Annotated in this window: 16 protein-coding genes; 12 read left to right on the top strand and 4 right to left on the bottom strand. The window is 73.0% G+C overall.

From position 1 onward, the window contains the following. Positions 1 to 215: 215 nt before the first annotated feature. The gene (istA, locus tag AC1Q5D_RS06295) at positions 216 to 1,739 is read left to right on the top strand and encodes an IS21 family transposase (protein ID WP_481736794.1); all 1,524 of its coding nucleotides are present in this window, start codon (positions 216 to 218) and stop codon (positions 1,737 to 1,739) included. Beyond that, on the top strand, positions 1,739 to 2,524 hold the full coding sequence (gene istB, locus AC1Q5D_RS06290; protein WP_481736795.1) for an IS21-like element helper ATPase IstB: 786 nt from the start codon (positions 1,739 to 1,741) through the stop codon (positions 2,522 to 2,524). Before istA ends, istB begins: the two co-directional genes overlap by 1 nt. 402 nt (positions 2,525 to 2,926) lie before the next feature. Here istB and AC1Q5D_RS06285 read toward each other — a convergent pair whose 3' ends face one another. The 3 genes from AC1Q5D_RS06285 to AC1Q5D_RS06275 are packed head-to-tail and all read right to left on the bottom strand — an operon-like array spanning position 2,927 to position 6,353. Further along, entirely contained in the window at positions 2,927 to 4,396 is a 1,470-nt protein-coding gene (locus tag AC1Q5D_RS06285) for an NAD(P)/FAD-dependent oxidoreductase (RefSeq protein ID WP_481737714.1), read from the bottom strand. A 2-nt stretch (positions 4,397 to 4,398) separates the two neighbouring features. Continuing rightward, a complete protein-coding gene (locus tag AC1Q5D_RS06280) occupies positions 4,399 to 5,886 on the bottom strand; it encodes an aspartate aminotransferase family protein (protein ID WP_481737713.1) in 1,488 nt (495 codons plus the stop codon). Continuing rightward, positions 5,883 to 6,353 (bottom strand): Lrp/AsnC family transcriptional regulator, encoded by a 471-nt coding sequence (locus tag AC1Q5D_RS06275; protein WP_481737712.1) that lies wholly within the window; start codon positions 6,351 to 6,353, stop codon positions 5,883 to 5,885. Before AC1Q5D_RS06275 ends, AC1Q5D_RS06280 begins: the two co-directional genes overlap by 4 nt. A gap of 270 nt (positions 6,354 to 6,623) precedes the next feature. Here AC1Q5D_RS06275 and AC1Q5D_RS06270 point away from each other — a divergent pair, with 270 nt between their 5' ends. Genes AC1Q5D_RS06270 through AC1Q5D_RS06250 form a run of 5 tightly spaced genes read left to right on the top strand, consistent with a single transcriptional unit; the run spans position 6,624 to position 12,458 of the window. Continuing rightward, a complete protein-coding gene (locus AC1Q5D_RS06270; protein ID WP_481737711.1) occupies positions 6,624 to 7,853 on the top strand; it encodes an ABC transporter substrate-binding protein in 1,230 nt (409 codons plus the stop codon). Between the two features lie 46 nt (positions 7,854 to 7,899). Next, positions 7,900 to 9,054 carry an ABC transporter ATP-binding protein gene (locus AC1Q5D_RS06265; protein WP_481737710.1) on the top strand — a complete coding sequence of 385 codons (1,155 nt, stop codon included), beginning with the start codon at positions 7,900 to 7,902 and terminating at the stop codon, positions 9,052 to 9,054. Further along, the gene (locus tag AC1Q5D_RS06260) at positions 9,051 to 10,079 is read left to right on the top strand and encodes an ABC transporter permease (protein WP_481737709.1); all 1,029 of its coding nucleotides are present in this window, start codon (positions 9,051 to 9,053) and stop codon (positions 10,077 to 10,079) included. Before AC1Q5D_RS06265 ends, AC1Q5D_RS06260 begins: the two co-directional genes overlap by 4 nt. 10 nt (positions 10,080 to 10,089) lie before the next feature. Further along, complete coding sequence (locus tag AC1Q5D_RS06255; protein WP_481737708.1) at positions 10,090 to 10,887, top strand: ABC transporter permease; 798 nt, start codon at positions 10,090 to 10,092, stop codon at positions 10,885 to 10,887. Positions 10,888 to 10,928: 41 nt separating this feature from the next. After that, positions 10,929 to 12,458, top strand: a complete 1,530-nt coding sequence (locus AC1Q5D_RS06250; RefSeq protein WP_481737707.1) for a gamma-aminobutyraldehyde dehydrogenase — start codon at positions 10,929 to 10,931, stop codon at positions 12,456 to 12,458. A gap of 123 nt (positions 12,459 to 12,581) precedes the next feature. Here the strand turns inward: AC1Q5D_RS06250 and AC1Q5D_RS06245 are convergent, their stop codons facing one another. Continuing rightward, a complete protein-coding gene (locus tag AC1Q5D_RS06245) occupies positions 12,582 to 14,345 on the bottom strand; it encodes a PucR family transcriptional regulator (RefSeq protein WP_481737706.1) in 1,764 nt (587 codons plus the stop codon). Positions 14,346 to 14,480: 135 nt separating this feature from the next. On the opposite strand from AC1Q5D_RS06245, the gene AC1Q5D_RS06240 reads away from it, so the two are divergent. The 5 genes from AC1Q5D_RS06240 to AC1Q5D_RS06220 all read left to right on the top strand — a co-directional run bounded on the left by AC1Q5D_RS06240 (position 14,481) and on the right by AC1Q5D_RS06220 (position 21,898). Next, positions 14,481 to 15,974 carry a CoA-acylating methylmalonate-semialdehyde dehydrogenase gene (locus tag AC1Q5D_RS06240; protein ID WP_481737705.1) on the top strand — a complete coding sequence of 498 codons (1,494 nt, stop codon included), beginning with the start codon at positions 14,481 to 14,483 and terminating at the stop codon, positions 15,972 to 15,974. 10 nt (positions 15,975 to 15,984) lie between these two features. Continuing rightward, positions 15,985 to 17,358, top strand: coding sequence for an aminotransferase class III-fold pyridoxal phosphate-dependent enzyme (locus AC1Q5D_RS06235; RefSeq protein ID WP_481737704.1), 1,374 nt, complete (start codon positions 15,985 to 15,987; stop codon positions 17,356 to 17,358). A gap of 219 nt (positions 17,359 to 17,577) precedes the next feature. Then, positions 17,578 to 19,023 carry a plasmid pRiA4b ORF-3 family protein gene (locus AC1Q5D_RS06230; protein ID WP_481737703.1) on the top strand — a complete coding sequence of 482 codons (1,446 nt, stop codon included), beginning with the start codon at positions 17,578 to 17,580 and terminating at the stop codon, positions 19,021 to 19,023. Between the two features lie 115 nt (positions 19,024 to 19,138). Beyond that, positions 19,139 to 20,599 carry an aldehyde dehydrogenase family protein gene (locus tag AC1Q5D_RS06225; RefSeq protein WP_481737702.1) on the top strand — a complete coding sequence of 487 codons (1,461 nt, stop codon included), beginning with the start codon at positions 19,139 to 19,141 and terminating at the stop codon, positions 20,597 to 20,599. 384 nt (positions 20,600 to 20,983) lie between these two features. Continuing rightward, complete coding sequence (locus tag AC1Q5D_RS06220) at positions 20,984 to 21,898, top strand: LysR family transcriptional regulator (protein ID WP_481737701.1); 915 nt, start codon at positions 20,984 to 20,986, stop codon at positions 21,896 to 21,898. The last annotated feature ends 90 nt before the right edge of the window (positions 21,899 to 21,988 follow it).

Below are 21,988 nucleotides of genomic sequence, written 5' to 3'. Positions count from 1 at the left end.
TGTTAGCGGCCATGGAAAACTGCCCGTAGGTGGCCAGGGAATTGCCCGCTGACGGCCACGGGGACTGCCCGCGTATGGCCACGGAAACTGCCCATTTGTGGCCGGCTGGTTTGCCCGCATTGCTCGTTAGCCCTGCCGTGTTCTGAGGACGGCGGGGGCCTCTTCCCGGTTGGATGTCGGTGTCGAATCGAATCCGCAGCAGGAAGAGGCCCTGAATGAAGGATGCCCTAGAAACCGTGAATATTCTTGCCACCTACGACCTCACCAGGTCCCTACGCAGCACCGCGGAGATCCACGGGTGCTCCCACCACACCGTCGACCGGCTCGTGAGGGCCCGCGATGCCGGCCGTGCCCCCGGCGCGGGTCCGGAACGGCCCAAGGTCACCGACGACTGGGACGCGAAGATCGAGGAATGGGTCGACAAGTCCCGGGGCCGGATCCGCGCCGACGTCGTGCACGACAAGCTCGTGTCGATGGGCTACGCCGGTTCGGAGCGCTCGACCCGCCGTGCCGTGGCGACCGCGAAGGACGCCTACCGCCGCGGGAGGCGGCGGGTGCACCGGCCCTGGATCACCGAGCCCGGCGGCTGGCTGCAGTACGACTTCGGCGACGGACCGGTCATCGGCGGGGTCAAGACGGTGCTGTTCGTGGCCTGGCTCGCATGGTCGCGGTACCGGATCGTGCTCGCGCTGCGCGACCGGACCGCCCCGAGCGTCTTCGCCGCCCTGGACCGCACCTTCAGGATCATCGGCGGGGCCCCGACGTACGTGCTGACGGACAACGAGAAGACGGTGACCACGATGCACGTGGCCGGGGTGCCGGTGCGCAACGAGGCGACCGTCGCGTTCGCGAAGCACTACTCGGTCGAGGTCCTCACCTGCCAGCCTGCCGACCCGGCGTCGAAGGGCGGGGTGGAGAACGCGGTCAAGGTCTCCAAGGCCGACCTCGTGCCCAAGGACACCAACCTGCGCGGCTCCTACGCCTCGTTCGCCGAGCTCGAGGCGGCCTGCCAGGCGTTCATGGACCTGGTGAACTCCCGCGAGCACCGCACCACCCGCCGCCGGCCCGTGGATATGCTCGCCGACGAGGCCCCCGCCCTGCACCGGGTCCCCGACGCCGCGCACACGATCGCCTACGGGACGGGCCGGAAGGTGCCGCCGAACACGCCGATGGTCTCCTACGAGAACGCCCAGTACTCCGTCCCGGCCCACCTGCTCGGCGCCGAGGTCTTCATCCGCCAACACGGCACCGGCGCCGACGCGAGGGTCGTGATCGTCCACGCCGGCCCCGACGGTGCCCTCGAGGTCGCCCGGCATCCGGTGGCCGCGCCCGGGTCCCCGGCGATCGACGACTCCCACTTCCCCGACCACGACCCGGCCAAGGTCCCTGGGGACCACACCCCGGTGCCGCGCTCGAAGGCCGAGGCCGAGTTCCTGGGCATCGGCGCGGGCGCGAGGTCCTGGCTGCTCGAGGCCGCCGCCGCGGGCGCGCACCGCATCAACGCCAAGATGGCCGAGGCCGTCGCCCTGGCCAAGATCGCCGGGACCAACGAGGTCGACAAGGCCCTCGGCCTCGCCGCGGTCCACCACCGCTTCGCCCACGGGGACCTAGCCTCCCTGCTCACCGCCGCCGGGCACCGGCCCGGGCTGCGCACCGCCGACGAGGGGACGTCCCTGACCCAGGGCACCGCCGGCTGGGCGGGCCTGGGCGCCACCACCTCCGGGAAGGAGCACCCCTGATGGGCATCGCCACCCCGAACACCACCGCCCCGGCCCTGCCCGAGGACCTCGCGGCGCTGATGCGCCAGCTGAAGATGCCCCACGCCCGCGCCGTCGCCCCCGAGGTGCTGGCCACCGCCCGCGCCCAGCGCTGGGAACCGGCCGAGACCGTCAAGGCCCTGCTGGCCGAGGAAACCGCGGGCCGGGCCCGCTCCATGCTCGCCACCCGGCGCAAGGCCGCCGGGTTCCCCACCGGCAAGACCTTCGCCCTCTGGGACGAGACAGCCTCCTCGATCCCGGCCCCGACCCAGCAGGCCCTGCGGACCCTGGAATGGATCCACCGCAAGGAGAACCTCGTCGTCTGCGGACCCTCCGGCACCGGCAAGACCTTCTTCCTCGAGGCCCTGGGCCAACAGGCCGTCGAGGAAGGCAAGCGGGTCGCCTGGTTCACCCTCGAGGACCTCGGCGCGCTCATCCGCGCCCACCGGGCCGACGACACCGTGACCAAGGCCGTGGCCCGGATCCTGCGCGCCGACCTCGTCGTGATCGACGACATCGGCCTGCTTGCAGTGGCCACCGACGCCGCCGAGGGCCTCTACCGGGTCGTGGACGCCGCCTACGAGAAACGCTCCGTGGCCGTGTCCTCGAACCTGCACCCCGCCGGCTTCGACGAGCTCATGCCCAAGACCCTGGCCACCGCCACCGTGGACCGGCTCCTCCACCACGCCCACGTCTGCCAAACCACCGGCGACTCCGTCCGACTCACCCAGGCCCTGGCCGGAAAGGGAGTCATGCCACTGACCTAGACACCACCAGTGGCCGGCACCAACCACCCGTCCCGCGGGCAAACCAGCCGGCCACCAGTGGGCACTTTCCCTGGCCACCAGCGGGCAGAACCGCTGGCCGCCCACGGGCAATTCCTACTGGCCGTTGACACTGTGGAAGGCGCGTCGTGGTGACGGCCGCAGTGCGCGCCAGTCGATAGTCATGTTTCGCTTCCCCCAACAGCTTCACGGGCATGGACGGCCCGCAAGCTTCCCCCGATTGCGTCGCGGGCAGCGACGCCCGCAAGACGTGAGCCTAGAGGGTTTGTAGCACGTCCACGAGGGATTCAATCCAAACGTTATGGATAATGCCTCGTGATCACGGATCGGTCACGGAGCGCGGCGTCCCGGGCCCCGGACCCGCGCGGGGTCCGCGGTCCCGGGCTACGAGTCGAACCCCATCCCGAGGGCGTCCATCAGCCGCAGGAACGGCCCGCGCCGCCCGCCGCGCCGGTCCGCCCGGGCGAGCGCGGCGACCATGAGCCGCACGCCCACCCAGGCGGCCGGCTCGGGCGGGAAGGGGATTGGCTTCCGCCGGACCATGGCCAGCCGGGTCAGTTCCGTGTCCGCGCCGTCGAGCAGGTCCAGCATGACGCGCGCCCCGAACCGGGTCGCGCCCACGCCCAGCCCCGTGAACCCGGCGCAGTAGGCGACCCGCCCGCCGTGGGAGACGTCGAAGAACGCGAAGAACCGCGAGCACGTGTCGATCGCCCCGCCCCACGCGTGGGAGAACCGGATCCCCTCCAGCTGGGGGAACGTGCCCAGGAAGTGGGCGGCCAGCCTGCGGAACACGGCCTCGTCGGCGTCCAGAGCGGGGGAGAGCCTGCGCCCGAAGTGGTAGACGGCGTCGTACCCGCCGTAGAGGATCCGCCAGCCGCCGTCCGTATCCACGATCGGCCGGGCGTAGTGGAAGCGGTTGGTCGAGTCCGCGACCCCCACCGGCGCCTCCCAACCGACCGCGGCACGCTGCGCGGGCGTGAGCGGCTCGGTGACCAGCGCGTAGTCGTACACGGGCAGCGTGTACTTGCGGTGCCGGCGCACCAGCGACGGGAAGGCGTTCGTCGCCAGGGCCACGCGGTCCGCGCGGACGCTGCCGGCGGGCGTGCGCACCGTGACGGCGTCCCGGCCCCCTGACAGGGACAGGGCCGGGGTGCGCTCGTGGATCCGCACGCCCAGGGCAAGGCAGGCCCGCCGCAGCCCCCACGCGAGCCGGGCCGGATCCACCAGGGCGGTGTCGCCGGGTTCGAGCAGCCCGGCCAGGAACGCCTGGGAATCCACGACCTCCCGCACGGCGGTGGAGTCAAGGAACCGGGCGGCGCCGCCGTCGTCCGCTGCCGCCAGCCCCGGCACCTGGTGCGGCTCGGTGGCGACCGCCAGGGAGCCGCCGCGGACGAACCGACAGTCGATCCCGTGCCGGGCCAGCGCGGCCTCCATCGCGGCCAGGTTCTGCCGCCCGAGCTCCGTGAGGCGCGCGTTTTCCCGCGGCAGGTGCCGCGCACCGTTCGCCTCCCCGTGGACCAGGGACGCTTCGCAGAACCCGCCGTTGCGCCCGGACGCCGCGGAGGCGACGCGGTCTGCCTCGACCAGGACCACGTCCCGCGACGGGTCCGCCTCCTTAGCCTGCAGAGCGGTCCATAGCCCGGTGTAGCCGCCGCCGACCACGAGCAGGCCGCACGTCGTCGGTCCGGCAAGCGGCGGCAGCGCCTCCGGCCGGTCGGGACAGTCGAGCCAGTACGGCGTGCGCCGGGCGGAGGCCAGCGCGGCGGAGACCGCGGCCGGGTCCGCCGCGGCCTCGTGCCGGTCGAAGGAGAGCCCGGCATGAGGCCGCCGGCGGGTGCCCGTGCGCGTCGCCACCGCTACAGGTGGTTCTGCGCCTCGGTGAGGACCTGGCGCAGGATCGATTCGATCTGGTCGAACTCGCCCTGGCCGATGGTCAGCGGCGGGGCCAGCTGGATCACGGGCTCCCCGCGGTCGTCGGCGCGGCAGTACAGGCCCGCGTCGAACAGGGCGGTGGAGAGGAACCCGCGCAGCAGGCGCTCGCACTCGTCGTCGCTGAACGTCTCCTTCGTGGCCTGGTCCTTGACCAGTTCGATCCCGTAGAAGTACCCGGCGCCGCGCACGTCCCCGACGATCGGCAGATCCTTGAGCCGCTCGAGCGTGGCCTTGAACGCAGGCGCGTTGTCCTTGACACGCTGGTTCAGGCCCTCGCGCTCGAAGATGTCCAGGTTCGCCATCGCGACGGCCGCCGAGACCGGGTGCCCGCCGAACGTGTACCCGTGGTAGAACGTCGTGTCCCCGTGGGCGAACGGCTCGAACAGGCGCTCGGAGGCGATCATCGCGCCCAGCGGGCTGTACCCGGAGGTGATGCCCTTGGCGCACGTGATGATGTCCGGCGTGTACCCGAAGTCCTGGCACGCGAACATCGACCCGATCCGCCCGAACGCGCAGATCACCTCGTCGGAGACCAGCAGCACGTCGTACTCGTCGCAGATCTCCCGCACCCGCTGGAAGTAGCCCGGGGGCGGCGGGAAGCACCCGCCGGAGTTCTGGACCGGCTCCAGGAAGACCGCCGCGACGGATTCCGGGCCCTCGAACTCGATGGCCTCGCGGATCCGCTCCGCCGCCCAGAGCCCGAACGCCTCCTCGCTGTCCGCGAGCGGCTCCGGCGCGCGGTAGAAGTTTGTGTTCGGGACCCGGAACGTGCCCGGGACGAGCGGCTCGAACGGGGTCTTCATGCCCGGCAGGCTGGTGATGGCCAGGGCGCCTTGCGGGGTGCCGTGGTAGGCCAGCGCGCGGGAGATGACCTTCGTTTTGCCCGGCTTGCCCGTGAGCTTGAAGTACTGCTTGGCGAGCTTGAACGCGGACTCGACCGCCTCGCCGCCGCCGGTCGTGAAGAACACCCGGTTCAGGTCGCCCGGCGCGTAGCCGGCCAGGCGCTCCGCCAGGTCGATCGCCGGCTCGTGCGCGTAGGACCACAGCGGCATGAACGCGAGCTTCTCCGCCTGCCGGGCGGCGGCCTCGGCGAGCTCGGCACGGCCGTGGCCTGCATTGACGACGAAGAGCCCGGCCAGCCCATCGATGTAGCTGCGGCCGGCGTCGTCGTAGAGCAGGTGCCCCTCGCCCCGCACGATCACCGGTACGTTTCCGCCGTTGGCCAGCGGCGCGTGGCGCGCCATGTGCATCCAGAGGTGGTCGCGGGCGGCCTGCTGCCGGTCGGTGCCGCGCGGCGTGGTGCCGGCGGCCGCGGTGGTGGGCGACGACGGCGGCGCCGCGGCGGGCCGGGACGGCGGGGCCGCGGGAGAGGCGGCCGTCGGATTCGGTGGCGTGGTGCTGGAAATGGTCATCGGGTACCCCAGTTGTATTCCTGTTTGCGCAGCGAGAGGTACATGAACGTCTCTGTTTCGCGTACGCCCTCGATGGCTCTGATTTCGGTGGTGATGCGCAGCAGGTCTTCGTCGTTGGCGCAGACGACCTCCGCGATGATGTCGGAGGGGCCGGCGACGGCGACGCAGTAGTCGACCTCCGGCAGCGCGGCGATGCGGTCGGCGGTGGCCAGGATGTCCCCGGAGGACTTGATCCCCAGCAGCGCCTGGCGCTTGAAGCCCAGCTGCATCGGGTCGGTCACGGCGACGACCTGCACGACCCTGCTCTCGATAAGTTTCTGGACCCGTTGCCGCACCGCGGCCTCGCTCAGGCCGACCGCCTTGCCGATCGCGGCGTACGAGCGGCGGCCGTCTTCCTGCAGCTGCTCGATGATCGCCTTCGCGGTCTCGTCGATGGACGGGCCGGCTGCGGATGCGGGAAGGGTCATCTATCGACCTCCAGTTCGGGTTGGGGCCGGGGTGCCGCGGTGGGGCCACCCCGATGCGGCGACCCTACAGCTTCAGAATCAGTTGCGGAAGAGTCGTTTTTATACGGTTCCGAGGGTCTTTCTGCGAAGTCGCACAAAAAACCGTTGCCGATGCCTTGTTCCTCCTGCGGATTGCTGGCAGGATCCTGACCACACCAACGACGGTGACGCAGATCACTGCGCAGGGGCGGGGGACTCCCGGCCCGGCGCAGCCGAGGGGAGCACTAGACCATGCCGAATTCCCAGCAAAGGCCCCTGCCCGCGGACCCCGCGGTGCGCGCGCTCATCACCGCGCAGCGGACCACCCTGACCCGGCGGCGCATGCTCGCCGGCACGGGCGGGTTGGCCCTGGCCGGGCTGCTGTCCGCGTGCGGCACCGGGGGCACGGGCACGGCCGCCGCCCCGGCCCCGGACGTCCAGGACGTCTCCGCCGAGGACAAGACCGTGAACTGGGCCAACTGGACGCTGTACCTGGACTACGACGACGCCGCCGGGAAGTACCCGACCCTCGAGCGGTTCACGGAGCGCACCGGCATCAAGGCCAACTACTCCGAGGACATCGACGGCAACGACACCTACTACGGCAAGGTCCAGGGCCAGCTCGCCGCCGGGCAGGACATCGGCCAGGACCTCGTCACGCTCACCGACTGGATGGCCGCCCGCCTCATCCGGCAGGGCTACACCCAGAAGCTGGACCACGGGAACATCCCGAACCTGGACAACCTGCTGCCGAACCTGCGCGAGGTCGACTTCGACCCGGGCCGGAAGCACTCCGCGACCTGGCAGTCCGGCTACGCCGGCATCGCGTGGAACAAGAAGAAGTACCCGCAGGGCCTGCGCAGTGTCGAGGACCTCTGGAACCCCGAGCTCAAGGGCCGGATCACGGTGCTGGACGAGATGCGCGACACCATGGGCCTGCTCATGCTCCAGGACGGCGTGGACCTGGCCGGGGACTGGGGCGAGGGCGAGTTCAACGCCGCCGTCGAGACCCTCGAGCGGCAGATCGCCAGCGGTCAGATCCGCCAGGTCAAGGGCAACTCCTACAAGCAGGACTTCATCTCCGGCAACGCCCTGGCCGGCATCGTCTGGAGCGGGGACATCACGCAGATGAACTTCGAGAACGACGACCAGTGGGAGTTCGTCCTCCCCGAAGCCGGCGGCACGCTCTGGAGCGACAACCTCATGGTCCCCGTCGCCTCGCCGCGCAAGACCAACGCCGAGAAGCTCATCGACTACTACTACGAGCCCGAGGTCGCCGCCGAGGTGGCCGCGTACGTCAACTACATCTCGCCCGTCGTCGGCGCGCGCGAGGCCATGGAGAAGATCGACCCGTCCCTCGTCGACAACCCGCTGATCTTCCCCTCCGACGAGGACCTGGCCAAGGCCCACGTCTTCCGTGCGCTGGACGCGGAGGAGGAGACCGCGTTCAACGGCCGCTTCCAGACCGCCATCGGCGCGTGAGGCCGCGCCGTTCCCGCCCCACCGTTCCCGAGGAGTGGTTCCCCGCATGAGCAGCACCGAAACCCTGCCCGCCCCCGCCCCGGCGCCCGCCGGGTCCGGCGCGGACCTCCGCCTGGACCGCGTGACCAAGCGGTTCACGGACTTCACCGCCGTCGACGACCTCTCGCTCACCGTTCCCAGCGGCACGTTCTTCGCCCTGCTCGGCCCCTCCGGGTGCGGCAAGACGACGACGCTGCGGATGGTCGCCGGGCTCGAGCAGCCCACCGAGGGCACCCTGTTGATCGGCGGCGAGGACGTCACCGCCCTGCCTAGCCACCGCCGGCCGGTGAACACCGTCTTCCAGTCCTACGCCCTGTTCCCGCACCTGAGCGTCTTGGACAACGTGGCCTTCGGGCTCAAGCGGAAGAAGGCGCCCGACGCGCTGGAGCGGGCCAAGCGGGCGCTGGAGTTGGTCGAGCTGGGCCACCTCGGCGCGCGCCGCCCGGCCCAGCTCTCCGGCGGCCAGCAGCAGCGCGTCGCCCTGGCCCGGGCCCTGGTCAACCGCCCGTCCGTCCTGTTGCTGGACGAGCCGCTCGGCGCCCTGGACCTGAAGCTCCGCCGGCAGATGCAGATGGAGCTCAAGGCCATCCAGACGGAGGTGGGCCTCACGTTCGTGCACGTCACGCACGACCAGGAGGAGGCCATGACCATGGCGGACACGGTCGCCGTCATGAACAAGGGCCGCATCGAGCAGATGGGCGCCCCGCGCGACCTGTACGACCTGCCGCGCACCGCGTTCGTTGCGAACTTCCTGGGCCGTTCCAACCTCATGCCCGGCACCGTGGCCGAGGACCTGGGGGACGCGCTCGGCGTGGACGTCGCCGGCAGGCGCCTCGTCGTGCCCAAGGCCCGCGCCGTCGCCCACGACGGGCGGGTCCTCGTGGGAGTCCGCCCCGAGAAGATGTCCATCACCCGGCCCGGCGACCCCGCCCCCGACGGCGCGGACACGCTCACCGGGACCGTCCGCGACGCCTCCTTCACCGGCACCACCACCGAGTACGTCCTCGACGTCCCCGGCGTCGGCGCCGTCGGCACCTTCTCCCGCAACCTGGGCCAGGCGCCCGCCGAGCCGGGGGAGCAGGTGCGCGTCGCCTGGGACCCTGCCCACGCGTTCGGGCTCGACGGGGCCGAGGCCGCCACCGAGGGGGTGGACGCGGTATGACCGCGCAGCTGCAGCACGCGGATCCCGCCCCGCCCGGTGGGCCCGACGGCGGCGCGCCCGGGGGCGGGGACCGCGGAGGCGGGGGCCGCGGCCGGCCTCCGCGCCGGAGGCGGGGCGACGGCGGCGGCCGGGAACCGCGCAGCGCCGTCGAGGAGGCCGCCGAGCGCAAGCGCGGCCGGATGGGCCTGCTGCTCGTGCTGCCCGGCATGGCGTACCTGGCGCTGTTCTTCGCCGCGCCAGTCATGGTCCTGCTCGCGATGTCGCTCTACGCGCGGCCACCGGGCGGGGAGATCGGCCAGTTCGTCCCCGCCTTCCAGGTGGAGAACTACGCGCGGGTCCTCGGGGCGTACTGGGACGTGTTCCTGCGCTCGTTCGGGTTCGCCGCCATCGCCACGGTGGCCGCGCTGCTGATCGGCTACCCGATGGCCTACCTCGTCGCCGTGCGGCTCCGCGGGCGGCCCCTGGTGCAGGGCGTCCTGCTGGTGCTGCTCATCGCCCCGTTCTTCTCCAGCTTCATCCTGCGCACGCAGGCATGGAAGCAGATCCTCGCCGACGAGGGGCCGGTCGCGGGCGTCCTGCGCGCCATCGCGATCCTGCCGCCGGACGGGACGCTGACGGCCACGGCCTTCGCCGTCGTCTGCGGCCTGACCTACAACTTCCTGCCGTTCATGACGCTGCCCATCTACGCCAACCTGGAGCGGCTGGACACGCGCCTGCTCGAGGCATCCGGGGACCTCTACGCGAACCCCGCGACCACGTTCCTGAAGGTCACCCTGCCGCTGAGCGCCCCGGGCGTCTTCGCCGGCACCCTGCTGACCTTCATCCCCGCCGCCGGCGACTACGTCAATGCGGCGCTGCTGGGCAACAACCGCGACACCACGATGATCGGCCAGGTCATCGATTCGCAGTTCTTCCGGGTCGTGGACTACCCCGCCGCGTCCGCCCTGAGCTTCGTGCTGATGGTGGCGATCCTGGTCCTCGTCATCGTGTATATCCGGCGCTTCGGCACCCGGGAACTCTTCTAGGAGGCCGCGCATGAAACGCAGCATCGGACGCTGGATCGTCCCCGCCGTGGCCGGGCTGGCCTTCGTGTACCTGTTGGTGCCGATCGCCTACATCTTCGCCTTCTCGTTCAACGACGCCGGGCGCAATAACCTGCAGTGGCGCGGGTTCACGCTGGAGAACTGGGCCAATCCGTGCGGGGCGCCCGAGGTCTGCGCGTCCCTGGTCAATTCGCTGCAGATCGGCGTGGTCTCCACGGTGGCCGCCACCGTGCTCGGCACGTGCGTGGCGCTGGGCCTGGTGCGCTACCGGTTCCGGTTCCGCAACGCCGCGGACCTGCTGATCATCCTGCCGCTGGCCACGCCGGAGGTCGTGCTCGGCGCGTCCCTGCTGGCCCAGTTCCTCAACCTCGGGTGGGAGCTCGGGTTCGGGAGCGTGGTCATTTCGCACGTGATGTTCTGCATGGCGTTCGTCGTCGTCACCGTCCGGGCCCGGGTGTCCTCGCTGGACCCCCGGCTGGAGGAGGCCGCCGCCGACCTGTACGCCGGGCCCGTCGCCCGGTTCTGGAAGGTGACGCTGCCGCTGCTTGCCCCGGGCATCTTGGCCGCGGCGCTGCTGAGCTTCGCGATGAGCTTCGACGACTTCATCATCACCAACTTCAACTCGGGCAACCTCACGACGTTCCCGAAGTTCGTGTACGTCGCCGCGACGCGCGGCATCCCGGCCGAGGCGAACGTCGTCGGCTCGGCGATGTTCCTCGTGGCCCTCGCCGTCGTCGTCGCCGGGCAGGTGCTGGCCCACCGTCGGCGCAAGGCCCTGGCGGCGCGTTAGCGCGACCGACGCCTGCTCAGTCCGACGTCTTAGGAGTGACCATGACCGAAACGACCACCGCGCCCGGGCCCGTCCGCGGCGCCTTCCAATCGGCCGCGCCGTTCGCGGCCGGCCTCTACATCAACGGTGCCACGCGTCCCGGCGCGGGGGAGCCGACCGAGGTCCGCGACCCCTCCAACGGGGACCTCATCGCCACCGTCGCCGGCGCCTCCACCCGGGACGTCGACGATGCCGTCGCGGCAGCCCGCGCCGCGTTCCCGGGCTGGTCCGGGGCCACCCCCGCGGAACGCTCCGCCGTCCTGCAGCGGATGGCGGCCCTGTTCGATGAGCACGCCGAGGAGTTCGCCATCCTCGAGAGCCGGCAGGGCGGCAAGGCGATCCGCCTCGCCCGCGAGTTCGACGTACCGGGCAGCATCGACAACATCGCGTTCTTCGCCGGCGCGGCCCGGCACCTCGAGGGCAAGGCCACGGGGGAGTACTCGCCCGAGCACACCTCGTCGATCCGCCGCGAGGCCGTCGGCGTCGTCGGTTCGATCGCCCCCTGGAACTACCCGCTGCAGATGGCCGCGTGGAAGATCCTGCCCGCCATCGCCGCGGGCAACGCGATCGTCCTCAAGCCCGCCGAGAACACGCCGCTGACCACGCTGCTGTTCGCCGAGCTCGCCACGGAGGCGGGCCTGCCCGACGGCGTCGTCAACGTCGTCTGCGGCGGCGGCCGTTCCGTCGGCGCGCACCTGCTGCGCCACCACGACGTCGACATGCTCTCCTTCACCGGCTCCACCGCGGTCGGCCGGATGGTGCTGGACGCGGCGGCGACGACGGCGAAGCGCGTGCACCTGGAGCTGGGCGGCAAGGCTCCGTTCGTGGTGTTCGAGGACGCCGACCTCGAGGCCGCCGTGCGCGGGGCCGTCGCCGGCAGCCTGATCAACGCCGGCCAGGATTGCACGGCGGCCACCCGGGCGATCGTGCACCGCTCCCTCTACGAGCGGTTCATCGAGGGCGTCGCGGAGCTGTACGAAGGGGTGCGGATCGGGCGGACCTCCGACCCGGCCACGGACATGGGGTCGCTGGTCTCGCGGGAGCACCGCGAGAAGGTCGCCGGGATGGTGGACCGCGCCCGCGGCTACGCCCGCGTCATCGGGGGCGGCGTCCCGGAGGGCCTGCCCGCCGCCGGGGCCTACTACCGGCCCACCCTGGTCGCGGACGCCCCGGCGGACAGCGAGATCGTGCGCGACGAGGTCTTCGGCCCCGTCCTGGCGGTCCTGCCGTTCGACACCGACGACGAGGCGATCGCCCTGGCCAACGACACCCCGTACGGGCTGGCCGCCTCCGCGTGGACCCGCGACCTGTACCGCGCCAACCGGGCGACGCGCGAGATCCGCTCCGGCTGCGTGTGGGTCAACGACCACATCCCAATCATCTCGGAGATGCCCCACGGCGGGCTGAAGCAGTCCGGGTTCGGGAAGGACATGTCCACGTATTCCCTGGACGAGTACACGGTCGTCAAGCACGTGATGGTCGACATCACGGGCGAGGCCGACAAGAAGTGGCACCGGACGGTGTTCTCGTAGGCGGGAGAGGGTGACGGCGGCGCGCCGTGGGACGTGGACAGGCGGGGCCCCCGAGGGGTGCCACGAGATGGCGCCGGCGGGTCCGTGCGAACGCGGGGTGCGCTGGCCCGCTCCGGGCGCGCGTCAGGTCCGTACATCGCGGGGCGCCGCGCCGGCCGCCGCTCCGCTGGTTCCGAGTCGGTGCCACAGCAGGGCCACGTGCAGCGCGGTGCGCGACTCCGCGTCCTCGAGCGAGACCCCGAGCCGCGCTTCCAGCCGGGCCAGCCGGGCGTACAGGGCCGGGCGGCTCAGGTGGGCCGCGCGCGCCAGCGAGGCCTTGTTCCCGGAGTGGCGCAGGAACGCCTCGAGCAGGCGCAGTCCCTCGTTGTCCCCGGCTTCCAGCAACGGCCCGAGCTCCGCGTGCGCGAAGGCCCGCACCCGCGGGTCCTCCCGCAGCGAGGACAGCAGCCCGCGCACGCGCAGGTCCGCGAAGCGGTGGAACCGGCGGCGCCGCACGGCCAGGGTCGCCGCGATGTCCGCGACCTGGGTGGCCTCCTCCAGGCCGGCCGCCGCCTCCAGCAGCGAGGGACGCGCCGGGCTGACCCCGATGGTCCAGGGGACGCCGGCGTTCGCCGAGGCCCGGCCCGCAGGCGCGCCGTCGGATGGGCCCGGCACCGTACCCGGCGCCGCCGGAGCCCCCGCCGCCTGATCGTCCCCGCCCGCGTCCTCCGCGAGCTGGCCGAACAGCCGGCCCAGCACCCCGTCGGCGAGCTGCACGGCGGGGACGCCGACGAGCACGCCCAGCGCCCCCGAGTGCAGTCCCGCGGCCAGCACGGACCGCCGCGCCTGGCGCGCCGCGGACGCGAGCCCCTCGAGCACGGCCCGCTCGCGCAGCTGCAGCGCCGTCGGGTCCCCGCCCTCCGGCCGGTCGAGCCGCACCACGGCGGGGACGTAGAACGGGCTGGCCTCGAGGCCGACGGCGGCCGCGCGGGCCAGGGCCTCCGGCTCGGTGAGCGTGTGCGGCGGGCGCAGCTCGTGCAGCAGGCCCGCCTGCGCCTGCTGCAGCAGGTCGCGCTCGTCGCGGGAGGCCATGCGCGCGATCGTCAGGGCCTGCCCGGCGCGTTCGAGGACCTGGGCGGCGTCGGCGTCGTCGTCCAGCGGCGACGGGACCACGAGCCGCCCCCACCGCCGGCCCCGCACGCCGACCGGCGTCTGCAGCCAGTCGTCCGGGCCGTCCCGCCGTCCGGTCGCCTCCTGGTAGCCGACCCGGCGGGCCCGCCCGGCCCAGTCGTCCAGCAGCGCGCGGGCGTCCGCCCCCGGGGCGTGGAAGGCCAGCACCCGGTGGGCGACGTCCTCCAGCACCACGGGCGCGGCAAGCATCCGGCCGGCCTCGGCGACGATGTGCCGCTCCGTGGCGGACTCCAGGCTCAGCTGCGTGAAGACCTCGTGCACGCGCCGGGCCCGCTCCACGCGGGCCAGCTGCTCGCCGACGAGCATCCGGTGCGCCACCTGGGTGATCCGCACGAACCGGACGGTGCGGGTCAGGGCCGCGACCGGAAGGTCGCGCCCCGCCGCCGCGGCGCGCAGCGCGGCGAGGGCCGCCGCGTCCGGGGCGCCGTCGTCGTCCACCAGCTCGACGACGGCGCCGGCCGCGCCCGCGCCCTCGAGGTCGTCGAGGAACCGGGCCGTGGCCTCCGCGGAGCCGCGGAAGGACAGTCCCGTGCTGAGCACCAGCTCGCCGCCCTCCAGCAGCGGGGCGACGCGCTCCGAGTCGGCGATGTGCACCCACCGCACGGGGGTGTGCAAGCCCGCGAGGCCGGAGACGAGTTCGGGCGCGCCGGCCTCGACCTCGGGCAGGGCGAGGAGGGCGCCCACCGTGACGGTGGGGGAGCTCGGGGCAGAGGTCACCGTCACAGTGTAAGCAGGGGGAGCGAAAGTGATACAGGGTGTCGCTACCGGAGGGTGGCGCGGGGCACCACGATGGGAGCAGCGGCGCGGCCGGACGGCCGGACGCCTAGACCCCCCGTCGAGAGGACCCCACGCATGCAGACCGTGACCCACTGGATCAACGGCGCCCCCGTCGAGCCCGGCACCGGCTCCCGCTTCGCGGACGTCACCAACCCGGCCACCGGCAAGACCACCTCCCGCGTCGCGCTGGCCCCGGCCGCCACCGTCCAGGAGGCCGTCGCGGCGGCCGCCGCCGCGTTCCCCGCCTGGCGCGACACCTCGATCGCCCGCCGAACCCAGGTCATGTTCGCGTTCCGCGAGCTGCTCAACGCCCGCAAGGGCGAGCTCGCCGAGATCATCACCGCCGAGCACGGCAAGGTCCTCGACGACGCGCTCGGCGAGGTCAGCCGCGGCCAGGAGGTCGTCGAGTTCGCGTGCGGCATCCCGCACCTGCTCAAGGGCGGCTACACGGAGAACGCGTCCACGAAGGTCGACGTGCACTCCGTGCGCCAGCCCCTCGGCGTCTCCGCGATCATCTCCCCGTTCAACTTCCCGGCCATGGTCCCGATGTGGTTCTTCCCGGTCGCCATCGCCTCCGGCAACACCGTGGTCCTCAAGCCCAGCGAGAAGGACCCGACCGCCGCGAACTGGATGGCCGAGCTGTGGGCCGAGGCCGGCCTGCCGGCCGGCGTGTTCAACGTCGTCCACGGCGACAAGGAGGCCGTCGATGCGCTGCTGGACAGCCCGGATGTGGACTCCGTGTCCTTCGTCGGCTCCACCCCGATCGCGAAGTACGTCTACGAGCGCGGCACCGCGTCCGGCAAGCGGGTCCAGGCCCTCGGCGGCGCCAAGAACCACATGCTGGTCCTGCCCGACGCCGACCTCGACCTGGCCGCCGACGCCGCCGTCAACGCCGGCTTCGGCGCCGCGGGCGAGCGCTGCATGGCGATCTCCGCCGTCGTCGCCGTCGACTCGGTCGCCGACGAGCTGGTCGCCAAGATCGCCGAGCGCACGCGCGGTCTGCGCGTCGGGGACGGCACCCGCGGCTGCGACATGGGCCCGCTGGTCACCGCCGCCCACCGGGACAAGGTCGCCGGCTACATCGACGCCGGCGAGGCCGCCGGCGCGACCCTGGTCCTCGACGGGCGCGAGACGGCCCCGGACGCCGAGGGCGACGGGTTCTTCCTCAACCCCACGCTGTTCGACGACGTCACCCCGGACATGTCCATCTACACGGACGAGATCTTCGGCCCGGTCCTGTCCGTCGTGCGCGTCCCCTCCTACGACGAGGGCGTGGACCTGATCAACGCGAACCCGTACGGCAACGGCACCGCGATCTTCACGAACGACGGCGGCGCCGCCCGCCGCTTCGAGAACGAGATCCAGGTCGGCATGGTCGGCATCAACGTGCCGATCCCCGTGCCGATGGCGTACTACTCGTTCGGCGGCTGGAAGAATTCGCTGTTTGGGGACACCCACGCCCACGGCACCGAGGGCGTGCACTTCTTCACCCGTGGCAAGGTCGTCACCACGCGCTGGCAGGACCCCAGCCACGGGGGCATCAACCTCGGCTTCCCGACCAACGCCTAGGAGGACCACCATGACCGAGACCATCACCGGGGCCTGGGCCCCCACCGAGGAGGACCTGGCCGCCGGGCGCCGCGCCCGCGAGCTGGACCGCGCCCACGTCTTCCACTCCTGGTCCGCGCAGGACGATCTGGACCCGATGACCGTGGTCGGGGCACAAGGCTCCCACGTCTGGGACGGCGAGGGCCGGCGGCTGCTGGACTTCTCCTCCCAGATGGTCAACACCAACATCGGCCACCAGCACCCGCGCGTCGTGGCCGCCATCCAGGAGCAGGCCGCGAAGCTGTGCACGGTCGCGCCGGCGCACGTCAACGACGCGCGCTCCGAGGCGGCCCGGCTCATCGCCGGGCTCGCCCCGGAGGGCCTGGACCACGTGTTCTTCACCAACGGCGGCGCCGACGCCGTCGAGCATGCCATCCGCATGGCCCGCCTGCACACGGGCCGGAAGAAGGTGCTCTCCGCCTACCGCAGCTACCACGGCGGCACGAACCTGGCGGTCAACACGAGCGGCGACACGCGCCGCTTCCCGATCGACGACGCGACCAGCGGCGTCGTGCACTTCCTGCCCGCCTACCCGTACCGCTCCTACTTCCACTCGGCCACGCCCGAGGAGGAGACCGAGCGCGCGCTGAGGCACCTGGAGGACACGATCGTGCTCGAGGGGCCGGACAACATCGCGGCCGTGATCCTCGAGTCCGTCCCCGGGACCGCCGGGATCTACGTGCCGCCGCCCGGCTACCTGGCCGGCGTGCGGGAGCTGACCCGCAAGTACGGGATCGTGTACATCGCCGACGAGGTCATGGCCGGGTTCGGGCGGACCGGGCGCTGGTTCGCCGTCGACCACTTCGGCGTCACCCCGGACCTGATTACCTTCGCCAAGGGCGTGAACTCCGGGTACGTGCCGCTGGGCGGCGTCGTCATCAGCGGCCCCATCCGCGAGACGTTCGGGAAGCGCGCCTACCCCGGCGGGCTCACCTACTCCGGCCACCCGCTGGCGTGCGCCGCCGCCGTCGCGACCATCAACGCGATGGAGGACGAGGGGATGGTCGAGCACGCGGCCTGGCTGGGCGAGAACGTGTTCGGGCCGGGGCTCGCGGAAATCGCCGCCAGGCACCCGTCCGTCGGCGACGTGCGCGGCCTGGGCGCGTTCTGGGCCATCGAGCTGGTCAAGGACCGTGCCACGCGCGAGCCGCTGGCCCCGTACGGCGGCTCGTCGCCCGCGATGGGGGAGACCCTGGCTGCGATCAAGGCCGGCGGCGTCCTGCCGTTCGCCAACTTCAACCGGATCCACGTGTGCCCGCCGCTGAACGTCTCCGAGGAGGATGCGCGGCGGGGGCTGGAGGTCATCGACGCGGCTCTGGAGGCCGCGGACCGGCACGTGGGGTAGCTCCCGCGCCTGCCGGGGACGGCCGGGACACATGGTCCGCCGCGCGCGGCCCGAACCTGGCCCGCGCGCGGCGTGTCCCCGCCAGACACGCCGCTGCGGACCCGGCCCGCCGCGCAAAGGTGTCCCGGCCGTCCCCGGCGCGCGGCCGGGACCGGGCTGCCGTGCGGGCCCACGGGCGCGGATTCGGCAGGGCGCCACCGGAACCCGCAGGATAGGGGTATGGCTCCCGAGCGCACCGTGCACACCGTCCACGTCTCCCTGACCGGGGCCGAGCCGGAGGTCTGGCGCCTGGTGGAGGTCGACGGCGCCCTGCCGCTGGACCGCTTCCACCGCGTCCTGCAGACGGCCATGGGGTGGACCGACTCCCACCTGCACCAGTTCCTGGACCGGGACCCCTCCGTCCACGGCTTCGCCGAGGCCGTCTCGTGGCAGATGCAGGACAGTCTGGCCGACGGCATGGAGGGCCGGGACGAGCGGTCCGAGACCGTGGCCGGGGCCCTCGCCCTCGCCGGCGGCACGCTCTGGTACGAGTACGACTTCGGGGACGGCTGGCTGCACGAGCTCCAGCAGGTCTCCACGCGCCCCGCCGCGCCGGGCGAGCCGGAGGCCGCCGTCCTCGACGGCGCCGGGGCCTGCCCGCTCGAGGACTCCGGCGGCGTCGACGGCTGGGCCGGGATGCTCGAGATCCACCGCGGCGGCGGGGCCGACGACCCCGACCGTGCCCTCAAGGCCGAATGGCTCGCGGACCACGACGGGCCCTGGACCCCGTTCGAACCGGAGCGCTTCGACGCCGCGGAGGCCGACGCCGCCGTGCGGTTCGAGGTCTCCGGGCCCGACCCGCGCGCCGCCGTCGTCTCCGCCCGTCCCGACGCCGGCGGCCGTCCCGCGCGCTCGCTGTTCCCCCGGGGAACGTCCCCGTCGGTCGCCGCGGACTGGCTGGCGGGCCTGCCTCCGTACCCCGCGGCGCTCTTCGCGGCCGCCCTCCACCGCGCCGGTGTCGACCCGCTCGCCCCCGGCGCGGCCCCCGCGCCCCCGGACGGGTTCGGCCCCGCCGTCGAGCCGTTCCGGCGGCTCGTGGAGGCGTGCGACGGCGACGGCCTGCCGATGACCGACGCCGCGTACCTCACGCCCGCCGCGCTGCGCACGCTTATCGAGGCACTCGGGTGGCAGGACGAACAGACCGTCGCGTTCGGCGGCAAGCGCGAGCGCGACGTGCGCAGCGTCCTCGTGTTCCGCAGGGCCGCCGCCGGGGCGGGGCTGGTCCGGCGCGCGGGCAAGCGCCTCGTGGCCACCGCCGCGGGCCGGAAGGCGGTCCGCTCCGACGCCGACCTCTGGGCGCACCTGGCCGGGCGGGCCCTGTCCGGCCTGCGGACCGACTACGTGCGGGACGTCCACATGCTCCTCGTCCTGGCCGCGGCGGCCCAGGAGCGCCCGAACTGGGAACGCACGAAGCGCGCCATCAACGAGGGCCTGGACCTGATCGGCTACGAGTACCCGGACGGGGAGCCGATCCGCGCCGACGATTCCCGGGCCGTCCCGGAGCGGTGGCTCGGGCTGCGGTGCGGGCTGGACGTCGAGCGAGCCGGCGGGCGGCGCACGCACCCGTGGCAGGACCGGGTCGAGGCCGAATTCGCCCGGGCCGTGCTGGCCTCGCCCGCCGTGTAGGGGCCGGCCCGGCGCCGCCGTCGTTCGAGCCCCGCCACCGCCCGACCCGTGTACGGCGCCGCGGGCGCCGGGTAGCCTCGGCACCAGACCCACCCCACCAGTGAAGGGACCCACCATGGCGCTGCTCGACCCGTCGATCTGGGACGGCAAGATCTTCCTCGACGGCTGGACCGCCGGCTCCGGCGGCACCCACGACGCCGTCGAGCCGGCCACCGGCGAGACGCTCGGCCGGTTCGGCGTGGCGTCGGCCGACGACGTCGCCCGCGCCGCCTCCTCGGCGGCCCGCGCCCAGAAGGACTGGGCCGCGCGCAAACCCGAGGAGCGCGCGGCCGTGCTGCGCCGGGCCGGCCTGCTCTGGGAGGAGCACGCCGAGGAGATCGGCGACTGGATCGTCCGCGAGGGCGGAGGGATCCCCGCCAAGGCAAGCCTCGAGACGCACACCGCCGCCAACGAGTGCTTCGAGGCCTCCGCCCTGCCCGGCCTGCCCGCCGGCGAGGTCCTGACCACCAACGAGGAGCGGTGGTCCTTCGCGCGCCGCCGGCCGGTGGGCGTCGTGTCCGTGATCGCGCCGTTCAACTTCCCGCTGATCCTGGCGATCCGCGCCGTCGCGCCCGCGCTGGCCCTGGGGAACGCGGTGCTGCTGAAGCCGGACCCGCGCACCACAGTGTGCGCCGGCGTGAGCATCGTGCGGATCTTCGAGGAGGCCGGGCTGCCCGAGGGGCTGCTGCACCTGGTGCCGGGCGGCGCGGAGACCGGCGCCGCCGTCGTCGAGGCGCCCGAGGTGCGCGTCGTCGCGTTCACGGGGTCGACGGCGGCCGGCCGGAAGATCGGCGAGACGTGCGGGCGGCTGCTCAAGCGCGCCCACCTGGAGCTGGGCGGGAACAGCGCGATGATCGTGCTGCCCGGGGCCGACGTGGCCAAGGCGGCGTCCGCGGCGGCGTTCGGCTCCTTCATGCACCAGGGCCAGATCTGCATGGCGACCGGCCGGCACATCGTGCACCGCGACGTGTACGGGGACTACGTGGACGCGCTCGCCCAGAAGGCGCGGAACCTGCCCATGGGCGACCCGAAGTCCGGGACCGTGGCCATCGGGCCGATCATCGACGGGCGGCAGCTGGCCCGCATCGACGGGATGGTCCAGTCCTCCGTCGCCGCCGGGGCGAAGGTCGCCGCCGGCGGGTCCGTGCGCGACGGCCTGTTCTACCACCCGACCGTCCTCACCGACCTCGCCGACGAGCACGAGGCCTGGCGCGAGGAGATCTTCGGGCCCGTGGCCCCGGTCCGCCCTGTCGGCAGCGTCGACGAGGCCGTGGCCCTGGCCAACGACTCCAGCTACGGGCTGTCCCTGGCGATCCTCGGGGACGTCGGGCTGGCGATGAAGGTCGCGGACCGGGTCGAGTCCGGGAAGGTGCACATCAACGAGCAGACCGTCTCCGACGAGGCCAACTCGCCGTTCGGCGGGGTCCGGGACTCCGGCAACGGCGGGCGCGTCGGCGGCGCGGCGGCCAACATGGAGTCCTTCACCGAGGTGCAGTGGCTGACCGTGCGGCCGGACATCGCGCCGTACCCGTTCTAGGCGGGCGGGCCGTGGCGGGCGGCGCGGGCATGCCGCTGGACGACGACGGCGGCGCCCTGCTCGAGGGGCCCCGAGGGCGCGCTTGGCGCGAGGGCGTCCCGCGGGGCCGCCCGTCTCGGAATCGTTCGTAGTTGTTCGGCAAATCCGGCGATCGTTCGCAGCTATTCGGGCGGATCCGGCCATATTCCCTCATGACCTCAGAACGATTCCCGGCTTCGTGGATTACCTCCACACGATTCCCGGAATAGGGAACTAACGACGGACGATTCAGCAGCGGGCCCCGGCAGCGGGTGGTGGCCGGGGCCGGGCGGCTGATGCCCGGGTCGGCGGCTGGCCGCCGCTGTCCTGGGAGGCTGATGCCGCCGTGGCTGGCAGGATGGGGCGATGGGCAAGAACTTCACCCTGGTCCAGCTGCGCTACTTCGAGGCCGTCGCGCGCCTGGAGCACATGACGGCCGCGGCGCAGGCGCTGAGCGTCACGCAGTCGACGCTTTCGGCCGCCATCGCCCAGCTCGAGCGGGAGCTGGGCGTGCGGCTGTTCACGCGGCTGCCCCGGCGCGGGCTCGCCCTGACCCCGGCCGGCCGCCGCCTGCTGCGCGGCTGCACCGAGCTCCTCGAAGGTGCGGACCTGCTCCAGCAGGCCGTGCGGGAGGAGGAGGGGCGGCTGTCCGGGCCGCTCGTCGTCGGGATCTTCTCGCCGCTGGCCCCGTTCCGCGCGCCCGTGATCCTGCAGGAGTTCGAGCGCGAACACCCCCACGTGCAGGTCACGTTCCTCGAGGGGGACCAGGAGACGCTGCGCCGCGCATTGCTTGAGGGGCGGTGCGAGTTGGCCCTGATGTACGACATCGGGCTCGACCCCGAACTGGAGCGCGAGCTCGTCGAGCTCATCCCGCCCCACGTGATCGTGCCGGAGGGCCACCGCCTCGCCGGCGTGCCCGGGGGAGCGGTCGCCCTGGCCGATCTCGCCGACGAGCCGCTGATTCTGCTCGATCTGCCCCACACCCGCGAGTACTTCCTGAGCCTGTTCCAGCTGGCCGGGATCCACCCGCGCATCCGCCACCGGGCGTCCGGCTACGAGACGGTCCGCTCCTTCGTCGGCCGCGGCCACGGCTACTCCATCCTCAACCAGTGGATCTCCCACCAGGCGACGTACACCGGCGGCGGCGTCGTTCCGCTGGCCCTCACGGACGACCTGCCCGCGATCCGCGCGCTCCTGGCATACCCGCCGGATGCCCGGTCCAGCGCCAAGGCGCGGGCCTTCGCGGCGACGGTGCAGGCGCTCTACGGCACCGCGGACTGAGCTGGCCGACGGCGGGCCCCGCCGGAAGCGGCGGCAAGCCGGCTGACCGACGGCCGGGCCCGCCGGGACGGCCGGGACCGGGAGGCAGGC

The organism is Arthrobacter paludis, assembly GCF_056782315.1.
The sequence above is the reverse complement of the archived record's forward strand: the minus strand, read 5'-3'. Positions and strand labels throughout refer to the sequence as shown.